The sequence below is a fragment of the Bacteroidota bacterium genome (genome assembly GCA_005882315.1).
Classification (GTDB): Bacteria; Bacteroidota; Bacteroidia; order Chitinophagales; family Chitinophagaceae; genus VBAR01.
This window is the reverse complement of sequence record VBAR01000001.1, coordinates 1,855,538-1,879,116: the sequence shown is the minus strand read 5'-3', so window position 1 is coordinate 1,879,116 and position 23,579 is coordinate 1,855,538. Positions and strand designations below refer to the sequence as shown.

Sequence of the window (23,579 nt, the reverse complement as noted above, 5' to 3'; positions counted from 1 at the left end):
ACACAACCTCTATTTAGAATAGATTTCAAATAATTTGAACTATTGTTTTTGTTGAACGTTTATTAATAATCAACAAACAAAAAATTGCATCACCTGATAATGACAAAGTAAAATGACAGATGAAAAAACGGTCATCCTATGTTACCACCACTGATCTTAAATGCAGCAATGGCGTGAATCATGTGATTGATGCTGTTGTGTTACCGTAATAACCATTAGACCCTTCCTTTCTAAAAAGCCCTCAAATTCTGAGAGGGTTTTTTATTTATTAAATGGTGCTGACCTCTGATAAAATACATGAACAGTTGAACGAATTGATATTTCGTGCTGTCGCCCACGCAGCACCATTCGTTATTCAACTAATAACCACATACTCCTTTAATCGTTCCGATGCGTGGGGTGACATCGGGGCACTCGCTACGGACCTGCCTACGGCAGGCAGGCACGAACCAAGGCGAAGGCAATTGCATTCTGATAAGTGCTTTCCTACAAACAAATCTTTTATTGGCACGATAATTAAACGTATAAACTTAAAAGGGAATAAAAATCCCGTGAATATTAAACTAAACGACATAAAATGAAACTTAAATCATTATTAGCCCCTGCATTGGGGATAATTATTCTCTCATCATGCGGAGAAAGTTCTACAGAGAGTGCAACGTCTGATGTAAAAACTGATACTTCAGTGAACAAATCATCAGAAGTTGCAACCAACTATTCAACAACCACTGTTGTTGTTCCTGAAAAAACAAAAAAATCATTTGAAACAAAGTATCCAAAAGCAAGTAATACCGTTTGGACAACATATCAACCAATTGACGCAATTGAATGGACCTGGTATGAATGGCCTTCGATGGATACCAGTGATTATATGGTGACTTATAACCTGGATGGCAGCAATTACTGGACATGGTACGATGATCAGGGTGAGTGGATAAGAACGGTTACAAACATTAGCGATTTTACTACATTACCTGCTGCTGTTACAAAAACACTCAATTCACAATTTGATGGGTTCACTATTAAAAACGTAGATAAAGAAAATGACAAGAACACAAAAGCCTATGAAATTGACCTTGAAAAAGGTACTGATAAAATGAAAGTGCTGGTGAGTGAATCGGGTATGGTGATGAAGAAAAAAGGCACTATGGGCGGTGTTGAGGTAAAGGAAAAACTATAACATTTATCTTTCATAAGATTATAAAAAGAGACTGTCCTAAAAAAACAGTCTTCTTTTTTTATGGCACTTTAATGCTTAGTTTCGCTGGCATGAGCTTCTGCAATTGCATCTGCAGCCAAGGGACACGACAACCGGGCTGCCTCAATTACGGACACGAAACAATACGAAGGTTACATTAATGAAAACAATGAGAGCAGTGTCATTAAACCACCTGCAACAATTAATATAATGCTGATAGCCTTTAATAAAGGAGTCCTTCTATTCAAATAAATAGAAGATAGAATTATGCTAAGAACACAAAGCAATAAAGAAATTAGAGAGATAGTAAATTGTCCGTTTAGGAATTCTGGAAAATAGCTTTCAAACATTTTCACTCTGTCAGCCTGATTAGTTTGTGAATTAAAACAGTAACTCCATAATACCCATATTAAGATTGGGATGAGAACTGATATAAAACTTAACACAGTTAAAAGCTTAAGTTTGAAAGTGCTGTTATTACTCTTCATGTTGGTGGTTTTGGTGTTGGGAACGCTAAACAAATTATACCATAGAGCTAACAACTAATAACTCTCTTGATTTTATTTGTCGAGAAGTTGACAAAGGTCAATGGTTGGAATCAAGGATTTAATCCTCGCTTCCTAACTTGTTTTGTAATGTTTTTAATTCACGTTTTTTACGTTCATAAATTTTATGCTCCCATCCACTCGCATAAAAAGTTAAGGCAAAAAAGATCAGTAGTACTACAGCTATCCAAACTGGTTTTTCGCTTTCCCAAATTCCAAGAATGCAGAGTGCCGCGATCGGCAGAATATTCCAACGCATTATTCTGGAAATACGAACCTGGTATGTTGCCACTGAAATGGCGTGATCAAGATCGCCAAGCATGGACCGATCAAACCGGTTGTTGCCCTTAATTCTTATGATCCGGCTGACCAGGATAAACAATGCGCTGCCTAACATCCAGGCCGATAAACCATACATAAAGATGTTCCCGCCTTGTTTGAAATAACTCATTGCAAAAACAAAAATTCCGGAAAAGATATTTACAAAGATCAGTAGTAACTCACTAATATTGGTAATATGGTGAGCTTGTTTCTTTCTTGACAAAATATAGTTATACATAGCTTTTTCATTTATTGCATATAAAGGTTTGTTGTCTTGTGCGTTCCAGATCTTCTGCAGTTCTTCAAATTCCATAGTAATCATGTTTTTTAGTTTTAGCTATCAATAGTTTTTTTATCCGGTTGATCTTCACTCCAACATTTGATTCAGTAATGCCCAGTATAGAAGCCATTTCTTTGTAGCTAAAGCCATCCAGCAGTAATAAAGTAATGGAGCGATCGATCTCATCGAGTTTATATATTTCTTCATAGAGCCAAACCAGGCGTTCATCAGTTTGTATCCTGCTCTCATGTAAAATATGTTCCATCTTTTCAATTGCTTCAGATTGGCTATGTTTTCGTTCCTTCTTCGTCCATTTAATAGCTGTATTGAGCGATACACGATATATCCATGTAATAATGGAAGACTCTTTTCTAAACGATGGGATAGAATGCCATACCTGTATTATGATCTCCTGGAAAAGATCGTCCCGATCGGCAATAGTAAATGCATAAGCACGAACTATTTTAAAGATGAGGGCTTTATGGCTACCGAGCCAATCATCGAAAATGTATTTCTGTTCTTTTTCGTTCACGTCATTGTTCCTTTTCCTATTAGTACCTAAAAGATAACAGATTCTTACAGGAGCAAATAATTTTGGCTGTTTTGTTTACTGTCAGCGTGGGGTTTGCTCCCGAAAGTCTTCGGGACAGGTTGGTGTGGGTTTAAAACTGCAGCCAGGGTTCGTGCCTCACGAGCCTTTTTTCCGCATCACTTTTTTTGTTATTCAATTTATACTGTCAGATTTTGCTTATTCGGTTGCGTGGGGCGACAACCGGGCTGCCTCACTTACGGACACGAGCCAAAGTTGAAGTTACCTAGGTAATACAGGTACGTCTGGATAAGGCATTATAGATTCCAATATGTTTATATAAGCATCTTTGGTAAATAATGAAATGACAATAACAATAGTTGCCATCAATATTGCATAACTAAGTTTGCCGTTTGCTATTTCCTGAAGTTCATCTTCAGAACGTGTGATGCTATTGTAAAAAATAAGAGTAATAAAATTAGACAGCATAGATACCACCAATCCGATTATTACATATACAACTACATATTTAATACATTCAAAAATATAAATTCCGCCAGAAAGTCCTTGTGCTTCCAAAAGTTTGAATGTACTTCCTATCGACTGTATGGCGCCGCTAATACAATATCCTGTACTAAACAATATAGCAGCTACTAAAATTTTAAATGCGAGGTTATCATTTTCAGTTGGGTATCTTTTCTTGAACCATGTACGAAATACAAGATAGGTTACATATAAAACAACTACACCAATTACCAAACTCAAAATCCATTCAATAAGCGATAAGTAAAAAAGTTTTGTGTTCATAATTTTTTATTTTGATAGAAGTATAAAATCCCAATAACTCATGTTTCTATAATCAGGAGATATAAAGCCGGGAATACACCCCTTGGCTGTTGTTTCCCACAAATAGTACCTATTACCTCTGTACATTTTATATTCTCCTTCTACAGGAATGTTTATTCCAAGTATTGAATGTCGGTATTGATTGCTGTTAAGTATTGCCACATCATAATTGAATCGTGATAAAACAGTAAAGCAGAAAAGAGTTCTTGTATCACAATCACCTTTTAGGTTATACATAAACTCTGTTGGAGATTGCACACCAAACTTTGATGGACCGAAACAACCGGTTTGATTGATGACCGAAACATCCTGTGGATTTTCTATTTTATATCTGTCACAATCGAGATTGGAAATAAGGACATAAGGAATATCCTGCACGCAACTTACAACCATATTTGCAAACTGCACCTGATCCATATTATCATTGCGAGCAATACTGTCGAGTTTTTCATAAATGAATTGCAACCCACCTTTGTCGGTATTGCTAAGTTGATTGTAAATATTTCTCCAGAACTCGTGTTCGCTGCCTGTATACCCATCTGATAGACCGAAATGAAATCGTTTAGAATTTAAATAATCATTTTGTCTTATAATTAAATCTGTTTCATATGCATGGCCTGCATAGTCATTCCAATTGCGGTGATGCACAATAAGAATTGAATCACTCTTATCCTTTTGAGTTGTATCTTTTCGTATAGTCGATGTTTCCCGAGCATCGTCCTTACCTCTTTCCGTTAAACTGGATTTTGTTTTGCTGGTGGTGGAAAAGAACCAACTTAATATTCCAATGATCACAAGAGCAGCCACTATATAACCGATCCATTGCCTGATAGAGCCGAACAGCCAACCCAAAAACAATATGCCGCCTAGCAGAAGTAAAAAGATGCCAATTGATTTCCAATATGCTCCAAGTAAAATTATCCCTAATACTAAAAGAGTGAGACAGCCAAATATTGATCCTCCATTTATGTATTTGTTTTTTTGATCTGTTGTCTTTATAGGCTTTGCTGTATCTATGTCCACAGGTGTAAGATCACCGGACGTATTGTTGGTAACAGTGATCTGTTTTTCTTCGGAACTATCACTATAACTTAAAACTTTTGGCAATACTGTTTCCTGAATAGGGTTTTCAATAGTTGCATTTACAATTCCCTCGAGTTTACCAAAGGAGTAAATTCCATCTTTTCCATGTTCTGAGAGCCTGATGTCTGTGAGATAAGAATTGGAAAGATTTATCCTGTAATAAGTCCCACCATGTTTTAGCAATACACCATATAAATCAGGAAAGAATAAATAATTATCTCCGACAGTCAAATATTTTGAATCGTATCCATCGATTCGTTGGATGTTTGATATTTCGGTATTTAAAAGATCTTTAAGTTGAAATTGAGATTGTCTTTTTGTGCTCTTATCATCCCTGTTGAACCCGGAATAATTTGCCCTTATAGTTGCCTGTAAATAATATTTTGAGCCAGGTTTCATTGATTGATGTTGAGATAAATCTTTTTTGGTTTACCACGATAAACTCTCATCTGAAAAACTTTTACATTCCTACCATCGTTGATCTCAATTGTTGGCGAAGCTGGGCCGGATAGTCCATCATTTACCGACTCAATCAACAGTGCATTTCTCCCATGATTAACAGTAGGCTCAACCCAGGAAACTGGTTGTAACGACAATGGAATATTTTCCTTGATAGATATACCATTAAGGTAAAGCGACACTGTATCATGGTCTTCCAGATACCAATCGTACACACTAAATGTTATGTTTTTTGAATTAAACTGTAAGCTATCATTATCATCTTTTACAGGAATGCTATCCGTTTTTGTATTGTCGAAATTGGTTTGCCTTATTCTATTACAGCCTCTGTGATTGATGAGCCACCACAAACCCCACCCTAAAAAAAAAGCCCAAAGTAGAACTGGTATGATCGAACCCCATCGCCAAGTAGATGGTTTTTCTACAATAAAGTCTGATAGAGGGTTAGCAATTGTTATTGGCAAGGCAGTTTTTTCATAATTATATATTGGAGTGAATTCTATGCCGTTTGTGGTTATTGTAGTTGAGTCTTTTATACTACCGATAGTACCATAAATCTTTCCTTCAATATCTCCATATGTATATCCATCCTTATGCATAACATTTGATATAGATGGATCAATAAGAATGCATGAATGTAGATTTTCCCTAAAAGGCTTTTCGTTTGGATGATTTGTTGTATTAAAATAAACATCAGCTGAAGGAACCGAGTTTACATTCAACAGTTGCTTATTAAATTCACTTTTCCGATAATCATCAATCCATTTACAATCAGTAATCGTAGCCCCGGCATCTACATTAAGAAAATGAAGAGTATTAATTGTTTTGAGACGCAATGGATCTACTTCCTGTCCTTTATATCTACCCTTGAATATACCGGTGATATGTTTCATTTTGATTGAATAGGTAATTGGTCAATAAGATCAAAGAATTCTTTGCTAGTTCCGTGCTTCATTGATTTTCCCTTGGTGTTCACTATTTTCTCTTTAAGAATTGTATTAAAAGGAGGGTTTGCAAATTGTGTTCGATAGGCTGAATAAATTACTAGCTTCCTGTTTGAAACATTATGTTCTTCATCGTAATACCTTTCTTCATAAGAAAAAGCACAATGGATTTTATGCTTATTTCTAAAAATATCATTATAGCTTTCTTCAAACCAAACGAAATTGGTCCTCACCATGCCTATCATTGTTTCATAGTGTTTCGATTCATATTCCTTGTTTCCATATTTTTTTATAAACGACCGAAAACAAATAGGCCACAGAAAGGCAGCAAGTATAAATACTGTTATAACCCATGTGACGGGGAAATGACTATGAAGAAAGAAAAAATACTTGTATAGTTGTTTAGTTTCTGTTTGCGAGCCGAAAACAGATTCAATACCTGAATGAAAAATCCAAAGTTCAATTGGCTTGCTTACTATGATGATAAAAAAACCACAGGTCAGTAATTTAATGATCGTTGAAGATAATGCGGGTGACCTTACATCCGTTGGTATCTCAACTTTTTTTGATCGCCACATGATACTACTAATGGTAAATCTATAAAAATTGAAAAGCACAGTTGAAAAAAGTAAGGCAATCACTGCATCAAGGATATAATCCTTTACGAGATATGTCATCATGTAGTAAGAACTCATTATAGACAAACAAAAAAGTAGGCATGTAGTTATACCAGCCCATACAAAAACGGTACGTTTCTCTGTTTTCGTACTATCAAGAATATAAATATCAATGCCGATAATAGTCAGGAAAAAATTCATACCATATTTGTTTACTATGACTGAGCTGCACTTCCGCTTCCTTGGTCACCATTTAACTTTTTTCTGGCCTCTTCTATTTCCTTATTCAACTCAACTAGCTTTTCATTCTTCCACCTATCGGCTAATTTTTCAGAGATTTCAATTTGAGCTTTTAGCAATTGCCCTTTTTCAAGTATTAGCTTTTCCGGTGTATAATAAACAGCTGTTTCCGCCTCAAATTCTTTACCGGCCTTATCAGTTCTTACCGTATGAATTTTATGAATGCCCTCAGTAGCCACAATTAACTCTTTTGTGTTTTCTTCCAGGTAATCATAAGGTCCTTTTATTACCATAAGTTTAAAAAAGATTGGTGTAAGCTCTATGGCAAGAAACAATAAAGTAATAAGCCACGATATTGTTGGCGAAAGATCATGTGAAATTTTTATTCTTTCCATCAAACCATCTAATGCTTCCTTCTGGTTATCGTTTGACTTTAGCTCCGCATCTCTTGATTTTATTTTTTCTTTTTTTCTAGATTCCAGTTCATCATATTTGGTCTTGTTTAATCCATGAACATTATCTTTTCGTAGTTGCTCAGCATCTCTTGTTTGTTCATATTTTTTTGCTTCTGGTCCATAGCCCCCTTGTTTGCTCATTTCAAAAGCCAAACCCTCACTCGCAGCATCTATTCTTGTTTGTATTAGTCTTTCTTCCTTTGTAAGCGTATCAATCTCTCCTTGTATTAGATCGATCTCTGTGTTATACTTTGTATTGGTTAAAGAATCTTGCTCCGCCCGAAAAATATTTTGTTTTTTCTCAAGCTCAGCATCTATTTCGGATTTAAAAATTCTTATTTCAAGGGGCTTGGAAATAGTAAGAGCAATTATAGAACCCATGAATAGCCTGGGAAGTGCATTTAAGAATTCTGTTTTAGTTATTCTTTCTGTACCGTCTCCCTTACCCGTGCTTGCAACGATATAGCGATCAAGATTAAAAATAATATTACCCCAAATAAGACCAAATACGATCGCAGTAATAAGGATAGTTAAACTAAATGGATCCTTATCCGTTGCATTTCCTTTCGGCGAAAAAATAATATAGTAAGCAAAACCACCCGCAATGGCTGCTAATAATCCAGTAGCGAATACAATTCCGCCAAGACATGCATACTTTACATGATCAGCAAAAGTGCAGCGGGCTAAAATGTTCTTATCTGCCCCGCAGCACCACCAAAGAAATCTTGTTATTCCGGTGAATTCTTCGGGGCGTTTGAAAGGGTAATTAAGAGCGGTTCGGGTGTCCATGATGTTTGGTTTTGGTTGTGGGAGTAATGTTTTAATGTACTATGATATCGTTCTGAAATATATTTATACTGGTCATCTTCCAATTCTTGTATCTCACCTATTAATGATATTTGCGGTAGACTTAAATTTTCAGGAATCTCATTTACGAGTTCTAATTCCTTTTGATACTCGTGATTATTTTGATATTTATAATATATGTCTGTTAAATCTTTATTGTGACGAAGAATATCTTCTTTCAATTGTTGCACTGAAGGGTTTGGCATGCTTTCAATAGTTACTTCAGGAATTGGATGGAGAGAAACCCTTTCAACATTCAGTAATAAAATCATCGTTATTCTTCTTCCTCTTCTCCCATAAGCAATAAGTTTAAGGGACGATTTCAACTGTTTATTATTGAATAAAACGGAATCATTCATCTTTACTAGGCCGATATTTTCTATCTCAGCTTTCCAAGCATTTTTTACTTTCCAACTTATAGTACGTCTCAAATCGTTGACGCCTATAAATGGATCGCATTTAAAATATATTATTGATGCATCTTTTCTGAAGATAAAAAGATATAGTTGTATGGTGTAACTGTACACCATGTGCCATACTTGGTAAAAAATTTTTAGCGTTAATGATCTTTTCAATGATAAATGATTGAGTTCTTCTCTAATTATGCTATGCTTGCTTTATGCACCTGCAATGATAAAATGGTTCTCACATAGGTAAGGATGCTACTATATAGCCTATACTTGGGTTTTACTAGCCAAAACTTGCTAACTAATCAGGAGATAATTAATAGGGACAAGATGGAACGATGGTGCTATACTATCCGAAGATATAGTTTTTTGAGTATTAAAAAAAGAAAGTCTTTGGCATAAAAGAGACTAGTCAAGAGAAAAATAAATCAATATATTTATAGATACACCATCCATTTTTAACACATGAAGAACTTAATAGCAATTCTTCTGGCTTCGATTTCCACACCTTTATTTTCACAAATAAAGATTGACACTAGCTACATTGGAATATACTTGAAAACCCTTTATGATCTTTCGCCAAGCGACAACTCATTTGGTGCAGATTTTTATTTATGGAGTAATTCTACTGATACTGTCTCCCTTTTTGATCAACTCGAAATTGTTAATGCTAAAAAAATTGACGAATACAGTTCATTTAATGATAATGAAATTAATTCATTTATTACCTACAAAAACTGTAAAGTCCAGCTAACACATAATTGGGATTTAAGAAACTACCCTTTCGACAATCAACGTATGATGATAAATATCGAAGCTCAAGCTGGCGTAGAATTTATTTATATAACTGATGATAAAAATGGCTTTGAAATAGATAAGAATTTAAGTATACCTGGATGGAACATTACTAAATCTTATGTTCAGAAAAAATTTACAACTTATCCAAGCGATTTTGGTTACCGCAATACTAAATTCAAGGATAAGAGATTCCACCATATATCTTTTGTAATTGAATTAGCAAGAAAAAGCTGGGGTTTATACTTTAAATTATTTACTGGTTTATACATTGCGTTTTTAGTTTCTTTTCTCGCCTTTTTTATTCGACCTGATTACGTTGATCCAAGGTTTGGGCTAAGCGTTGGTGGACTCTTTGCTTCCGTTGCAAACAAATATGTAGTTGATGCTAATATTCCAGCAACCATTAGCTTTTCATTTGTTGATATTGTGCATTTCCTAAGTTTCATTTATATTCTTGTAACATTAATTATTTCTTCAATTTCCTTAAGACTACATTCTCAAGGGAAAATTGAAAAAAGAAAAACACTTGATAGACGGGCTTCAAGAATTATGATTTTAAGCTATATTATTTTTAATGGGATTTTGATTCTATTGGTTGTATAGCTGGCAAGAATAAAGGACAAGTGTGTAATCCCTTCTAATAGTACAAAAATGAGACACAGTAATTTTAAATTTTTAGTTTTCTTATTTTATCTTCAGTTGCTTTCTTGCTCAAATACCAATGAGCAATTTATTAATAGGGAAATTACTGGTAAGGTCATAAAAATTAAAGATGGGGATACAATTGATATACTTTTCAACGGAAAACCATTAACAATACGATTTGCTCACATTGACTGTCCTGAATACAAATCTAAACAACCTTTTGGCACTAATGCAAGACAGTTTACTTCTGATCTTTGTTTTGGGCAAACAGTTACGATTGAGAATGATCAAAAATTTGATCGCTATAAAAGATTAATTGGTGTAGTAATTAATGAGAAGGGACAGAATCTAAATAAGGAATTAATTAAAGCTGGACTAGCGTGGCACTTTAAGAAATATTCTAATGATAGTTCCTATGCTGAGCTTGAAAATAAAGCAAGGCAATCTAAAATTGGATTGTGGGCAGATAGTAGTCCAACACCACCGTGGGACTGGAGAAACTAATAAACTAAGAATTGAAGCAAATGCAAAAGTTTATAACAATACTATTTATAAATCTTACCCTATTGGGGTGCAGTAATAGCGATAAAGTATATATCTGTAATGGCCCACGTTCTGAGGCTTACCACAAATCAAGTCATTGCCAAGGTTTAAGAAAATGTTCTACTGAGATAGAAGCAACTGATATTGCTACTGCAAAAGAAAAGAATAGAAGGGCATGCGGGTATTGCTATAAGTAGGCCAACCTTTAAGTCAATGTGAAAAAGTGTTGTCAAATCTTTAGACTTGTTAAGTAGAGCTACCGGACGTACAAGGGTGCGACGCAACAGAAGCTTAATAGTAGTAATACTGCCTGTCCCATAATCATTCTTACTCTCCTATTACAAACACTTGTTTGATACATTGAAAAAATGTGGATTAATAGGCCAAATACCCTACTGTGCAGGTAGGTTAAAAAAGCTATTTGCCGTATCTTAGCCACGTTGCCTGCCAAGGTTTTTCGAACTATGAATGATGAACTATAAATGATGAATTTATGGAGTCATTCAGGTTTGATAACATTTCCGATTTATTATTAACTATTATTAGAGGAGATCCCTTCGGCCGACTTCGTCGTCCTCGGGAGTAAACAATCAACGATGGCAAGCAACAAAGGTCTGTACGATCCCCGCTTTGAACATGATGCCTGTGGCATTGGTTTCGTAGCCAGCATTAAAGGCAGCAAAAGTCACCAGCATATTTCGGATGCTCTTACCGTATTGGAAAATATGGAACATCGCGGCGCCTGCGGCTGCGAAGTAAATACAGGTGATGGCGCCGGCATCATGCTCCAAACCCCGCATGAATTTTTCTTTGATGAATGTATCAAGCTCGGTGTGCACCTGCCAGCGTACAGTCGCTATGCCGTGGGTGTGGTTTTCTTTCCGAAAGAGATCCGCCTGCGTGAAGAGTGCCGTGATATCCTGAACCGCTCTGCGGAAAAACTGGGACTGGAAATTTTATGTTACCGCAAAGTGCCGGTGAACCCCGATGGCATTGGCCCAACTGCACTCAGCGTGGAGCCGGAAATAGAACAGGTATTTATTGCCTGCCCTGATCATATCAAGAACCCCGATGAATTTGAACGGAAATTATTTGTGCTGAAGAAATATGCAACGCATACCATTCTGAACACAGTGAAAAAAGATGCGATCGGTTTTTATATCGCTTCGCTTTCGTATAAAACAGTTGTGTACAAAGGGCAGCTGACCAGCATGCAGCTCCGTCCCTACTATCCTGACCTCAGCAATAAAAGAGTGGTGAGTGCATTTGGTTTGGTGCATAGCCGTTTTGCTACCAATACATTTCCTTCCTGGCGACTGGCACAGCCCTTCCGCTATATTGCTCACAATGGTGAGATCAATACACTGCAGGGAAACCTGAACTGGCTGAAGACAAGTGAGCAAGGGTTTACTTCGCCCTTGTTTACTAAAGAAGAAATGGAGATACTGGTGCCGATCGTTTCGAATGATCAATCGGACTCTGCCTGCCTGGATAATATGATCGAGCTGCTGACGATGACAGGTCGCAGCCTGCCGCATGTAATGATGATGCTGATTCCCGAAGCATGGGATGGCAATGAACAGATGGACCCGGTGAAGAAAGCATTTTATGAATATCATGCTTCTATTATGGAACCCTGGGATGGTCCGGCATCTATTTCTTTTACCGATGGTAAAATGATCGGCGCTACACTTGATCGGAATGGTTTGCGTCCTTCACGTTATTGTGTAACGAATGATGACCGTGTGATCATGGCAAGTGAAACAGGTGCATTGCCTGTTGATCCTAAGATAATAATTGAGAAGGGGAGATTGCAACCGGGAAGAATGTTCGTGGTGGATATGGAGCAGGGCCGCATCATCAGCGATGATGAACTGAAACAAACGATCTGTTCTAAACAACCTTATGGTGACTGGTTGAATCAATATAAGATCCGTTTGGAAGAATTGCCTGAGCCGCGGGTCACGTTTACACACCTGAGTGATGAATCTATTTTAAAATACCAGAAAGCATTTGGCTATACAACTGAGGATATTGATAATTTGTTGAAGCCAATGGCGCTGGAAGGAAAAGAACCTGTTGGTTCGATGGGAACAGATATTCCATTGGCGGTGTTGAGTGATCAGCCGCAGCATCTCTCTTCTTATTTCAAACAATTATTTGCACAGGTTACCAATCCGCCGATCGATCCTATTCGTGAACGGATGGTGATGAGCCTTGCAACTTTTGTGGGTAACAATGGAAATCTATTGGATGAGGACCCGATGCATTGTCATACTGTAGCATTGAAACATCCTGTGCTGAATAGTAAAGAACTGGAAAAGATAAGAAGTATCGATACAGGAATTTTCCAGGCAAAAACATTACAAACTTATTTCCGTGCAGATGGTCAGCCTGATTCATTGAAGAATGGACTGGATCGTTTGTGCCGCTATGCCGAAGATGCAGTGCATGATGGTTTTGAAGTACTGATCCTTTGCGACCGTGCAGTAGATAGTGAACATGCGAATATTCCTTCGTTGCTGGCAACAGCAGCCGTGCATCACCACCTAATTAAAAAAGGTTTGCGTGGACAGGTAGGTATTGTAGTGGAAACCGGCGATGTATGGGAAGTTCATCACTTCGCCTGCTTGCTTGCATTTGGTGCAACGGCGATCAATCCTTATCTCGCATTGGCATCTATCCGCAATATGAAAGCGAATGGAACCTTGCAAACTGAACTAAGCTGGGATGAGCTGCGCAAGAATTATGTAAAAGCAGTGAATGATGGTTTGCTGAAAGTGTTTTCAAAGATGGGTATCTCTACTTTGCAATCCTACCAGGGTGCACAGATCATGGAGATACTGGGACTGAACCAGGAAGTGGTTGATAAATATTTTACAGGTGCAGTGAGTCGTATACAGGGTATCGGTTTGGAAGAGCTGGCAAAAGAAGCATTGGTAAAACATTTCTTTGCTTTCAGTAAAAATGATATTCCGGTTGATCGTTTGCCTGTTGGCGGCGTTTATCAATGGAAACGTAAAGGTGAGTTTCATTTATTTAATCCTACTACTATTCACCTGTTGCAGTATTCAACTAAGATGAATGATTATGCAACATTCAAGAAATATACAAAGCATGTAAATGACCAGAGTGAGAAAGCAGCTACGCTGAGAAGTTTGTTCGAGTTCAAACGCAATCGGAATTCAATTCCTATTGATGAAGTGGAGCCGGCTGAGAATATTTATAAGCGTTTTGCGACGGGAGCAATGAGCTTTGGTTCTATTTCATGGGAAGCACATACAACATTGGCCATTGCAATGAACCGTCTCGGTGGTAAAAGCAATACCGGTGAAGGTGGTGAAGATGAAAGAAGATATACGCCATTAGAAAATGGTGATTCAATGCGCAGTGCTATCAAACAAGTGGCCAGTGCAAGATTTGGTGTAACGAGTTTGTATTTGACAGAAGCAGATGAACTGCAAATAAAAATGGCACAAGGTGCAAAGCCCGGTGAAGGTGGACAGTTACCCGGACATAAAGTAGATGAGTGGATCGGTAAGACAAGACATAGCACTCCGGGTGTTGGTTTGATATCACCACCGCCTCATCATGATATTTATTCAATTGAAGATTTGGCGCAGTTGATATTTGATCTGAAGAATGCAAATCGTAAAGCAAGAATAAATGTGAAGCTGGTAAGTAAAGCCGGTGTGGGTACAATTGCTGCCGGTGTTACAAAAGCAAAAGCAGATGTTGTTTTAATAAGTGGTCATGATGGCGGTACAGGTGCATCACCTGTTTCATCTATCCGTCATGCTGGTTTGCCATGGGAACTTGGTTTGGCAGAAACACACCAGACATTGGTAAAAAATAAATTGAGAAGCAGAGTTGTTGTACAAGCCGATGGACAAATGAAAACAGGAAGAGATATTGCCATAGCTGCATTACTCGGCGCAGAAGAATGGGGAGTTGCAACGGCTGCTCTTGTTGTGGAAGGTTGTATCCTTATGCGTAAATGTCATTTGAATACTTGCCCGGTTGGTGTGGCTACGCAAGATCCTGAATTGAGAAAAAGATTTTCTGGCAATGCTGATCATGTAGTGAACTTTTTCCGATTCATGGTGCAGGAGTTAAGAGAGATAATGGCTGAGTTGGGTTTCAGAACAGTAAATGAAATGGTAGGACAGGTGGATTGTTTGCAGGTAAAAGAAAATATCAATCACTGGAAGTTCAGCAAACTTGATCTCTCTCCCATTTTATATAAAGAGCCTTCATCTCCTTACGAGCCGCTTTATTGCGCAGAAGAACAGGATCATGGTTTGACAGAAGTGCTGGATTGGAAATTGCTGGAAGCTGCAATGCCTGCAATTCAGCAGTTCCCGATAGATATCGGGATAAAAGTGAAAAAAGAATTCCTGATAAAGAATACGGATCGTACCGTCGGAACTATTTTATCAAACGAGATAACAAAGATTCATCGGGGTGAAGGATTACCGGATGATACGATACATTTTAAATTCACCGGAACAGCGGGACAAAGCTTTGCAGCATTCAATACAAAAGGATTAACACTCGAACTGGAAGGTGATGCCAATGATTACTGTGGTAAAGGATTGAGTGGCGCAAGATTGGTGATCTATCCTCCGAAAGGTGCAACTTATACTCCTGAAGATAATATCATCATTGGTAATGTTGCATTTTATGGAGCAACAAGTGGTGAAGCATTTATCCGCGGTAAAGCCGGTGAACGTTTCTGCGTTCGTAACTCAGGTGCACAAGTTGTTGTTGAATCGGTAGGCGATCATGGTTGTGAGTATATGACCGGTGGCCGTGTGATTGTATTGGGTGAAACAGGAAGAAACTTTGCAGCAGGTATGAGTGGTGGTATTGCCTATATATATGATGTGAAAGGAAAGTTTGGCATCAATTGCAATAAAGAGATGGTTGACCTGGATGCATGTGATGTGCATGATAAAAATGAATTGTTCACCATGCTGCAGAAGCATTATGAATATACCGGAAGTACAATAGCGAAATTTATTTTAGAAGATCTGAATAACCAGTTGCAGTATTTCGTGAAAGTGTTTCCGAAGGATTATAAGAAAGCGTTGCAAAAACCCCCTGTCCCCCTAAAGGGGGAACTTAGGGCGAAGAATCTTTAATTCTTTCGATACAGTTCTTTATTTGATTTTTTTTGAACCACGAAGACGCAAAGACACAAAATAGCACGAAGACTTTGTGAACCTTGGTGACTTAGTGCCTTAGTGGTTTTATTCAACAATATTTTAAACAGTACTTCTTAACCGGAGTGCATAAAAACTCCCCTTTAGGGGTTGGGGGTTTATATGGGCAAACCAACAGGATTTTTAGAATTCACAAGAGAGCTTCCAACAAAAAGAAAAGTGGAAGAAAGGGTGAATGACCACAAGGAATTCATCAACCGCTATACTGATGAGAAACTCAATCAGCAGTCAGGCCGCTGTATGAATTGTGGTGTTCCGTTCTGTCATAACGGTTGTCCTTTAGGCAATGTTATTCCTGAATTCAATGATGCTGTGTATAGAAAAGAATGGAAAGAGGCTTATGAGATCCTTGCATCAACAAATAATTTTCCAGAGTTCACCGGAAGGATTTGTCCTGCACCTTGTGAGACAGCCTGTGTACTCGGCATCAATCAACCAGCGATAACTATCGAAGAAATAGAAAAACATATTATCGAAATAGCATTCGACAAAGGATTTGTTCAGCCAAAGAAAATAAATAAACGTAGCGGAAAGAAAGTTGCTGTAGTAGGAAGCGGCCCTGCAGGATTAGCAGCAGCAGCACAATTGAATTATGCCGGTCATACAGTAACTGTATTTGAAAGAGATGATAGGCCCGGAGGTTTATTACGTTATGGTATTCCTGATTTCAAATTAGAGAAATGGGTTGTTGACAGAAGAATAAAATTAATGGAAGAAGAAGGAGTAACATTTAAATGCAATGCAAATGTGGGTGTAAATGTAAACGTGAATGACCTGCTGAGAGAATATCATGCGATTGTTCTCGCCGGTGGTTCAACTGTTCCAAGAGATCTGAATATTCCGGGAAGAGAATTGAAAGGTGTTCATTATGCAATGGAGTTTTTAAAGCAACAGAACAAACGCAACGCGAACCTTGATCCATTTGCAAATCCAGCTATTGAAAGCAATATTTATCCAACAGATATTTTCGCAACTAATAAAAATGTTGTTGTGATCGGAGGTGGTGATACAGGCAGCGATTGCGTGGGAACAAGCAATCGTCATAAAGCAAGATCAGTAACACAGTTTGAGTTGCTACCGACACCGCCAAAAGAAAGAACAGCATTTATGCCCTGGCCTTCTTATCCAATGACTTTAAAAACATCTTCATCACATGAAGAAGGTGCTGATCGGAAATGGGCCATTGCTACAAAAGAATTTATTGGTGATGGCGATGGAAATTTAAAAGCATTAAAGATCGTTGACCTTGAATGGAAGATAACTGAAGATGGAAGGGCTGCTTCTTTTGTTGAAGTAGCAGGAAGTGAAAGAGAAATTCCATGTGAGCTTGCTTTATTGGCAATGGGTTTTGTAAATCCGCAATATGATGGATTGCTTCAACAGTTAGATGTTGAGTTGGATGAAAGAAGAAATGTAAGGGCTACAGAAAAAGATTACCGTACTAATATCAATAAAGTATTTGCAGCCGGTGATATCCGTCGTGGTCAAAGCCTGGTAGTCTGGGCCATCAGCGAAGGCCGGGAATGTGCAAGAAAAATTGATGAATTCCTTATCGGAACTTCCTTACTGGAAAGAAAAGATGCTGCGCAGATATTAGTTTAATCGCTTTAGTGATCCGCTTTAATAGTAAACCGCTTTTTACAAGGCGGTTCTTTTGTTTTGAATCATTTTTTTGAATTATAAATAAGATTTTTCAAATAAAATAGGTTGTATCGTAAAAATACAAACATTAAAATAAATATTATATGTAAACTAAACATGTGTTAGTGGTATCGTGTTGTATTTTTGAATAAGAGAATTACATATATAATTTTTTAATTTTAAACAACGATTTATGAGTAAGAAAACCGCTAAGCAGATTTTGCCATTTCTCTTGTTAGCCGTGGTAGCAATTGCCGCCATGTTTGTTAAACCGGTAGCCGATTTTGTTCCGGGAGAAAAGGATCCTCAATACAGCAATGCTGATATTGCCTGGGTGCTTGTTTCTACGGCGCTGGTATTTTTAATGACTCCCGGTCTTGCATTTTTCTATGGTGGAATGGTAAACCGCAAGAATGTAATTTCTACAATGATCAAAAGTGTTGTAGCCGCCGGTATTGTTGGTGTACTTTGGGTAGTGTGTGGATTCAGCCTTGCATTTGGTGAATCAATTCAAATACCTGGAATCGGTGGAGTAATTGGTGACCCCACCACTTTTGCGTTTTATAATGGAGTAAAAGGAGGCGCCGCATGGCCATTGGCAAATACAATTCCGCTTACACTGTTTTCATTATTCCAATTGATGTTTGCGATCATTACTCCTGGTCTTGTAGTTGGAGCCGTTGCAGAAAGAATTCGTTTCACATCTTATATCCTGTTTATTATTTTATTCTCCTTGCTGGTGTATGCACCTGTTGCACACTGGAGCTGGCATCCGGAAGGATTTCTTGCTAAGATGGGTGCATGGGATTTCGCTGGTGGTACAGTAGTACACATAACAGCGGGTTGTGCTGCATTAGCAGGTGCCATGGTTTTGAAAAGAAGAAAATCGCATGTTGATCAAAAAGAAATTCCACCTGCGAATGTTCCTTATGTATTGATCGGAACCGGTTTGCTTTGGTTCGGTTGGTTTGGTTTTAATGCAGGCTCTGCGGTAGGCGCAACGACGCTTGCAGTTAATGCATTCGGAACAACCACAACAGCTGCAGCTTCTGCAGGTCTTGCCTGGATGTTCTTTGATATTATTAAAGGCAAGAAACCTTCTGTGCTCGGTTTCTGTATCGGTGCAGTAGTTGGACTGGTTGCTATTACTCCTGCAGCAGGTTATGTCGGTATTCCGCAAAGTATCATTGTCGGTTTAGTAGGTGCTATCGTTTCGAATATTGCAGTCTCTATCAAACAAAGATCTAAAGTGGATGATATGCTGGATGTATTCCCTTGTCATGGTCTAGGTGGTATGGTTGGTATGCTAATGACAGGCGTATTTGCTAGTACTGCAGTACATGGTATACCTGGCGGACCGAATGGTTTATTTTATGGTAATCCTGAATTCTTCTTTACACAGTTGAAAGCCATGAGCATTGTTGTTGCCTATAGCTTTATTGTATCATATGGTATTTTCAAATTGATCAATGTCATCGTGCCGATCCGTGTTTCTGAACTGGAAGAAGAACTGGGTCTCGATGAATCACAGCACAATGAAAAATACATGCAGGGTCATTTATTGGTTCACCATAACGGTGAAACAAAAGAGACACTTGCAGAAAAGCACTAACCCTATTAATAAAAAGGTACAGCCAGGATCTGAACTCCTGGCAGAGTTCAGGGGCTGTACCAATTTTAAATAACAATTAAAATCAATTACAATGTTACGAAAACTTTTTGTGGCCCTAACCGCCATTACCGTAGGTCTTTTTGCTAATGCACAAGTAGCTTCGGTAACTTCAGATACTACCGCTGCACCGCCTGAAACAGAGGAAGCGAAACCAACTCTTATAATTACTGGTTCTGCTGATGTTTATTATAAATATGATTTTGCCAAAACAAAATCAAATACTTATACAAGTTTCACCGGCTCGCATAACAGTTTTTCATTGGGAATGGCCAGTGTAAAACTTGAGCACAAGGGAAATAAAGTTGGCGCTGTACTGGACCTGGGTTTCGGGCCCCGCGCAAAAGAGTTTGCTTACACTGATGAAGGAATAACACAGGCAATAAAACAAATGTATATCACCTACTCTCCTTCTGACTGGCTAAAATTCACTGCCGGTACCTGGGGAACACATGTTGGTTATGAATTACTCGATCCACAATTGAATCGTAACTATAGTATGAGCTATATGTTTACCAATGGCCCTTTCTCACATACAGGTCTGAAAGCTGATATCACAAAAGGAAAGCATGGTTTTATGGTAGGCGTTTCAAATCAAACTGATTTCAGAATTCCCCTGGAAGGATATATCAATAAGAAATTCTTCCTCGCTCAGTACAGTCTTGCAGCAAGCGATAATGTAAAACTTTACCTGAACTATGTTGGTGGTAAAAATTTCGATACCTCAAAAACAAGCCAGTTTGATGCAGTGCTTACTGCTAAATTCAGTGACAAGTTCAATATCGGCTTTAATGGAACAGTCAATAGTACACAAATGTGGGACGGTGCTAAAAATGTCGATGGTAAAAGCTGGTGGGGATCCGCATTATATTTTAATCTTGATCCAAAACCATGGTTTGGCCTGACACTACGTGGCGAATATTTCAATGATGACAACCAACTTAAAATGTTTGCAATTGCGCCAGAAGGTGGTAATATTTTTGCCACAACCCTTTCTGCCAATTTCAAACTAGGTGGTTTTATTTTCATACCTGAATACAGAATGGATAATGCAAGCCAGGAAGTTTTCTATGACAAAGACGGCGCCCCAAAAAAATCGGCAAGCAACTTTTTGCTGGCAGCAGTTTATTCATTCTAAATAATAAAAAATTAATACAGAGTGCTTATAGCATTAATAAAGAAATTTGAACTTAGCCGCAAGGCATTTTCATCATCTTTTTCATATGGCAAGCAATCGTTGAAGCGCCCCGTTTCTACGGGGGGCTTTTCTTTATTAAATTCTTCAGATCCATTTTTTTTGAAACTAAAAAATAAGGGTTACTTTTACACTTAATCCGCATTAACAGATAAGTGAGCCCGGATGAATTGATTTTTTCCACGATTGCCTTCTAATTCCTGTAAAAGGAATAACAATTACACTAACGAATCAGCAGCCAGAATGAAATGCATTCCTTTCAAGGGATCATTAAACTTTTTTTTAACTCTTACAGACATAAGCATTACGGCCGGCTGTTTCTACAGCGGGCCCTTTTTTTAGCTAAGAGATTAAAAGAGAAAAGGAGATAAGCACCTAAGCTGAATTTCTGCCTGCATTAATAATACCAAAGGAACAACGCATTACCATTTTTTCGTACGTGGCTTTAGACGGCGGATTGATCAACTGCTCTTCCATTTGCCGGACTTTGGTAATAGCATATTGCTGGATCGTTGTAAGTGGTAGTACAATTCTTTCACGCATTTGTATGGATATTTGTTCAACGGGGTAATCAGCCATCAACTCAGATTTTCCTGACAGCATGATCACATAACGTTTTGTCAATTCATATTCGTTATAGATCTTGTTCCATATTTCGCCATACACCGGGTGCTTTGATAAAAATTCAGTCAAAGGAAAATAAGATTTCCTCATTGCCATTTCACTATTGTCAATCAATGTTCTGAAAAATAATGATTGCCTGTATAATTCTTTCAGTTGATCCCACTTCCCTTCTTCTTCCATTTTCTGTAATGCTGAACCGACTCCATAATACCCTGTTACATTTTGCTTTAATTGGCTCCACGATCCTACATAAGGTATAGCCCGCAATTCTTTAAATGCAAATCGTGAAGAGCTTCCTCTTTTGGCAGGTCGTGACCCAATATTTGTTTCTGCATAAAAACGTAAAGGGCTGGCATGGCTTAAATATCCAAGAAAATAAGGATGATTTTTTAAATCAGTATAAGCTGTAAAGCTTGCTTCAGCCAATGATTGCAGCAATTCTTCTTCATCTGCTTTTAATGTTGTTTGTTTTAAAGAAAACAGATCATTGGAGATACCGGCATGCATTAGTTGTTCCATATTAAACTGTGCAGCATCGATCGTCCCGAAATTCGAACTCACCGTTTGCCCTTGTACTGTCAGTTGTATTTCTTTGTTGGCAATGTTTTTTCCCATTGATGCATAAAACTTATGCGTCTTACCACCTCCTCTTGAAGGCGGACCACCTCTTCCATCAAAGAATAGCACATCAATATTATACTGCTTGGAAATTTTAGTCAGGTCTTCTTTGGCTTTATAAATGCTCCAGTTCGCCATCAGGTAACCGCCATCTTTTGTTCCATCACTAAAACCCAGCATGATCGTCTGCTTACCTTTTCTCCGCTGCAGATGTTTTTTATAATGCTCATTGCTGTACAATTTATTCATCACATTACCTGCATTCTTTAGGTCATCAATTGTTTCAAATAAAGGGATAATGTCAACGTTCAATTCTTCATCCTTCCATCCGCTGAGTAAAAACAATTCCATCACTTCAAAAACATTTTCAGCTTTATTGCACTGGCTGATGATATAACGATTACAACCTGCTTCACCATTTTCCCGTTGAATTGTTTTAACAACTTTCATGCTGGCCAGGGTTTCACTTACAATTTCATCTGACACAGGCTCTATGCTTTCCTGTTCAACCTTTGTTAAAGGAGTGATGTATGTAAATGATAGATCTGGATTTTTATCCTGCATAGTTTTCAAAACCCTGGTATGAATGAAACTCTCCTGCCGGATATCAAGTGTTGCAAAATGCAACCCGAACAACTCAACCTTATTGATCAGGTTTTCAACCAGGTGAATAAATAAACTGTTGTGCTGGTAAATCAGTGTCTCTTTTATCTGCAGTAATGTTCCAAGTATTTCTTCTTTTGTTAATGCAGTTCTCTCGCCGGGAATAAAAATATTATTATATAACTTTTTTTCCAGTTCGGCCAATACATTTTCAACTCCCTCAAATGTAAGCCTGCGGCGGATACGTCTCACTTCGAGATAATAACATTTGATAATACTACCCCTCAATGCATCTGAGACTTTAAGTGTTGTTCCTGCAGTTACAAAAGGATTTCCATCTCTATCGCCGCCTGGCCAGAAACCCATTTTCAATAGTTGGTTTTCCGGCGTCAGTTCATTACTGAAATTTCTTTTTAAAAATCCTGCTATTCTTCCGGCTGCTGCATAAAAAACATTTTCAAGATACCAGATCAAACTCACTGCTTCATCATAAGGTGACGGTTTCTGTTTTTTGAAAAAAGGAGTTTTACCTAATTGCTGCAGGTATTGATTGATTTGGTTAACATTATTTTCAGCAATTGCTTTTGACAGATCATTAATGATACCCAGCACAGCACCGGGATAAAATTGTGTAGGATGCGCAGTCAATACAAGCCGGATACTGAAATCTTTTAGTTTATCGGCCAGCTCTTTTGATTTGCCATCACTTTCGATTTCCGTTTTTAAATGATGTAAGGTTCCGGTACCATGCATATCATTTACCTTTCCAAATGCAGCGTCTTCAAGCGCATCAAACAATACAACCTGTCTTTCGGCATATTGAACAAAACGAAATAACAGGTCCATCCGCTCCTGTTCTGTTTTGTAGGTCGTATGCTTGTCAAAAAATTCTTCGATTATTTCAGAAGGACTTTTCTTGTTTTTAAATCCATCTTCAATATTAGTGAGCAACAAGGATAGTAGAATCCCTGTCCTTTCAATACGATGAAAGGGCAATGAAGTAAACAGGCTGTTGTATAACTGAAACTTAATGCCGACCAGGTTCTTAAATTGCTGTAACGCAGTCGTAGATTGATATTCCATCCAACTATATAATTATATTATTGCCGGCAAGCAGGTTTGCTAAGATACACCAATTGGCCGGAGTATAAAGCCGGCATCGTTTTCGTAAAATAATTTGCACCTAACGATTGTTATATTGGCTTTAAAAGTTTATTTTGTGGCTATCATAAATGGTACAGCATTCAA

Annotated in this window: 17 protein-coding genes; 8 read left to right on the top strand and 9 right to left on the bottom strand. The window is 37.8% G+C overall.

From position 1 onward, the window contains the following. The first annotated feature begins 577 nt into the window (after nucleotides 1–577). Nucleotides 578–1,180 carry a hypothetical protein gene (locus E6H07_07785; GenBank protein ID TMI65798.1) on the top strand — a complete coding sequence of 201 codons (603 nt, stop codon included), beginning with the start codon at nucleotides 578–580 and terminating at the stop codon, nucleotides 1,178–1,180. Between the two features lie 624 nt (nucleotides 1,181–1,804). On the opposite strand, the gene E6H07_07780 is transcribed toward E6H07_07785, so the two are convergent. From E6H07_07780 to E6H07_07745, 8 genes are all read right to left on the bottom strand, one after another. Beyond that, complete coding sequence (locus tag E6H07_07780; protein ID TMI65797.1) at nucleotides 1,805–2,377, bottom strand: hypothetical protein; 573 nt, start codon at nucleotides 2,375–2,377, stop codon at nucleotides 1,805–1,807. Continuing rightward, nucleotides 2,367–2,876: an RNA polymerase sigma factor gene (locus tag E6H07_07775; protein TMI65796.1), complete on the bottom strand. Its 510-nt coding sequence runs from the start codon at nucleotides 2,874–2,876 to the stop codon at nucleotides 2,367–2,369. Before E6H07_07775 ends, E6H07_07780 begins: the two co-directional genes overlap by 11 nt. A gap of 279 nt (nucleotides 2,877–3,155) precedes the next feature. Further along, on the bottom strand, nucleotides 3,156–3,638 hold the full coding sequence (locus E6H07_07770; GenBank protein TMI65795.1) for a hypothetical protein: 483 nt from the start codon (nucleotides 3,636–3,638) through the stop codon (nucleotides 3,156–3,158). 48 nt (nucleotides 3,639–3,686) lie between these two features. Next, nucleotides 3,687–5,201: a hypothetical protein gene (locus E6H07_07765; GenBank protein TMI65794.1), complete on the bottom strand. Its 1,515-nt coding sequence runs from the start codon at nucleotides 5,199–5,201 to the stop codon at nucleotides 3,687–3,689. Beyond that, nucleotides 5,198–6,154, bottom strand: coding sequence for a hypothetical protein (locus E6H07_07760; protein TMI65793.1), 957 nt, complete (start codon nucleotides 6,152–6,154; stop codon nucleotides 5,198–5,200). The genes E6H07_07765 and E6H07_07760 overlap by 4 nt, the downstream gene beginning before the upstream one ends. Beyond that, nucleotides 6,151–7,023 carry a hypothetical protein gene (locus tag E6H07_07755; GenBank protein ID TMI65792.1) on the bottom strand — a complete coding sequence of 291 codons (873 nt, stop codon included), beginning with the start codon at nucleotides 7,021–7,023 and terminating at the stop codon, nucleotides 6,151–6,153. Before E6H07_07755 ends, E6H07_07760 begins: the two co-directional genes overlap by 4 nt. 14 nt (nucleotides 7,024–7,037) lie before the next feature. After that, a complete protein-coding gene (locus E6H07_07750) occupies nucleotides 7,038–8,306 on the bottom strand; it encodes a DUF4407 domain-containing protein (GenBank protein ID TMI65791.1) in 1,269 nt (422 codons plus the stop codon). Beyond that, complete coding sequence (locus E6H07_07745) at nucleotides 8,246–8,938, bottom strand: hypothetical protein (GenBank protein TMI65790.1); 693 nt, start codon at nucleotides 8,936–8,938, stop codon at nucleotides 8,246–8,248. The genes E6H07_07750 and E6H07_07745 overlap by 61 nt, the downstream gene beginning before the upstream one ends. A gap of 297 nt (nucleotides 8,939–9,235) precedes the next feature. Here E6H07_07745 and E6H07_07740 point away from each other — a divergent pair, with 297 nt between their 5' ends. The 7 genes from E6H07_07740 to E6H07_07710 all read left to right on the top strand — a co-directional run bounded on the left by E6H07_07740 (nucleotide 9,236) and on the right by E6H07_07710 (nucleotide 20,429). Further along, the gene (locus tag E6H07_07740; protein TMI65789.1) at nucleotides 9,236–10,171 is read left to right on the top strand and encodes a hypothetical protein; all 936 of its coding nucleotides are present in this window, start codon (nucleotides 9,236–9,238) and stop codon (nucleotides 10,169–10,171) included. Between the two features lie 48 nt (nucleotides 10,172–10,219). Then, nucleotides 10,220–10,717, top strand: a complete 498-nt coding sequence (locus E6H07_07735; GenBank protein ID TMI65788.1) for a nuclease — start codon at nucleotides 10,220–10,222, stop codon at nucleotides 10,715–10,717. A gap of 20 nt (nucleotides 10,718–10,737) precedes the next feature. Then, complete coding sequence (locus E6H07_07730; protein ID TMI65787.1) at nucleotides 10,738–10,953, top strand: hypothetical protein; 216 nt, start codon at nucleotides 10,738–10,740, stop codon at nucleotides 10,951–10,953. A 399-nt stretch (nucleotides 10,954–11,352) separates the two neighbouring features. Next, on the top strand, nucleotides 11,353–15,900 hold the full coding sequence (gltB, locus tag E6H07_07725; GenBank protein ID TMI65786.1) for a glutamate synthase large subunit: 4,548 nt from the start codon (nucleotides 11,353–11,355) through the stop codon (nucleotides 15,898–15,900). Between the two features lie 183 nt (nucleotides 15,901–16,083). Beyond that, entirely contained in the window at nucleotides 16,084–17,583 is a 1,500-nt protein-coding gene (locus E6H07_07720) for a glutamate synthase subunit beta (GenBank protein ID TMI65785.1), read from the top strand. Between the two features lie 232 nt (nucleotides 17,584–17,815). Beyond that, nucleotides 17,816–19,234, top strand: coding sequence for an ammonium transporter (locus tag E6H07_07715; protein ID TMI65784.1), 1,419 nt, complete (start codon nucleotides 17,816–17,818; stop codon nucleotides 19,232–19,234). 91 nt (nucleotides 19,235–19,325) lie between these two features. Continuing rightward, entirely contained in the window at nucleotides 19,326–20,429 is a 1,104-nt protein-coding gene (locus E6H07_07710) for a porin (GenBank protein ID TMI65783.1), read from the top strand. Nucleotides 20,430–20,861: 432 nt separating this feature from the next. Here the strand turns inward: E6H07_07710 and E6H07_07705 are convergent, their stop codons facing one another. Beyond that, the gene (locus E6H07_07705) at nucleotides 20,862–23,414 is read right to left on the bottom strand and encodes a phosphoenolpyruvate carboxylase (GenBank protein TMI65782.1); all 2,553 of its coding nucleotides are present in this window, start codon (nucleotides 23,412–23,414) and stop codon (nucleotides 20,862–20,864) included. Between the last annotated feature and the right edge of the window lie 165 nt (nucleotides 23,415–23,579).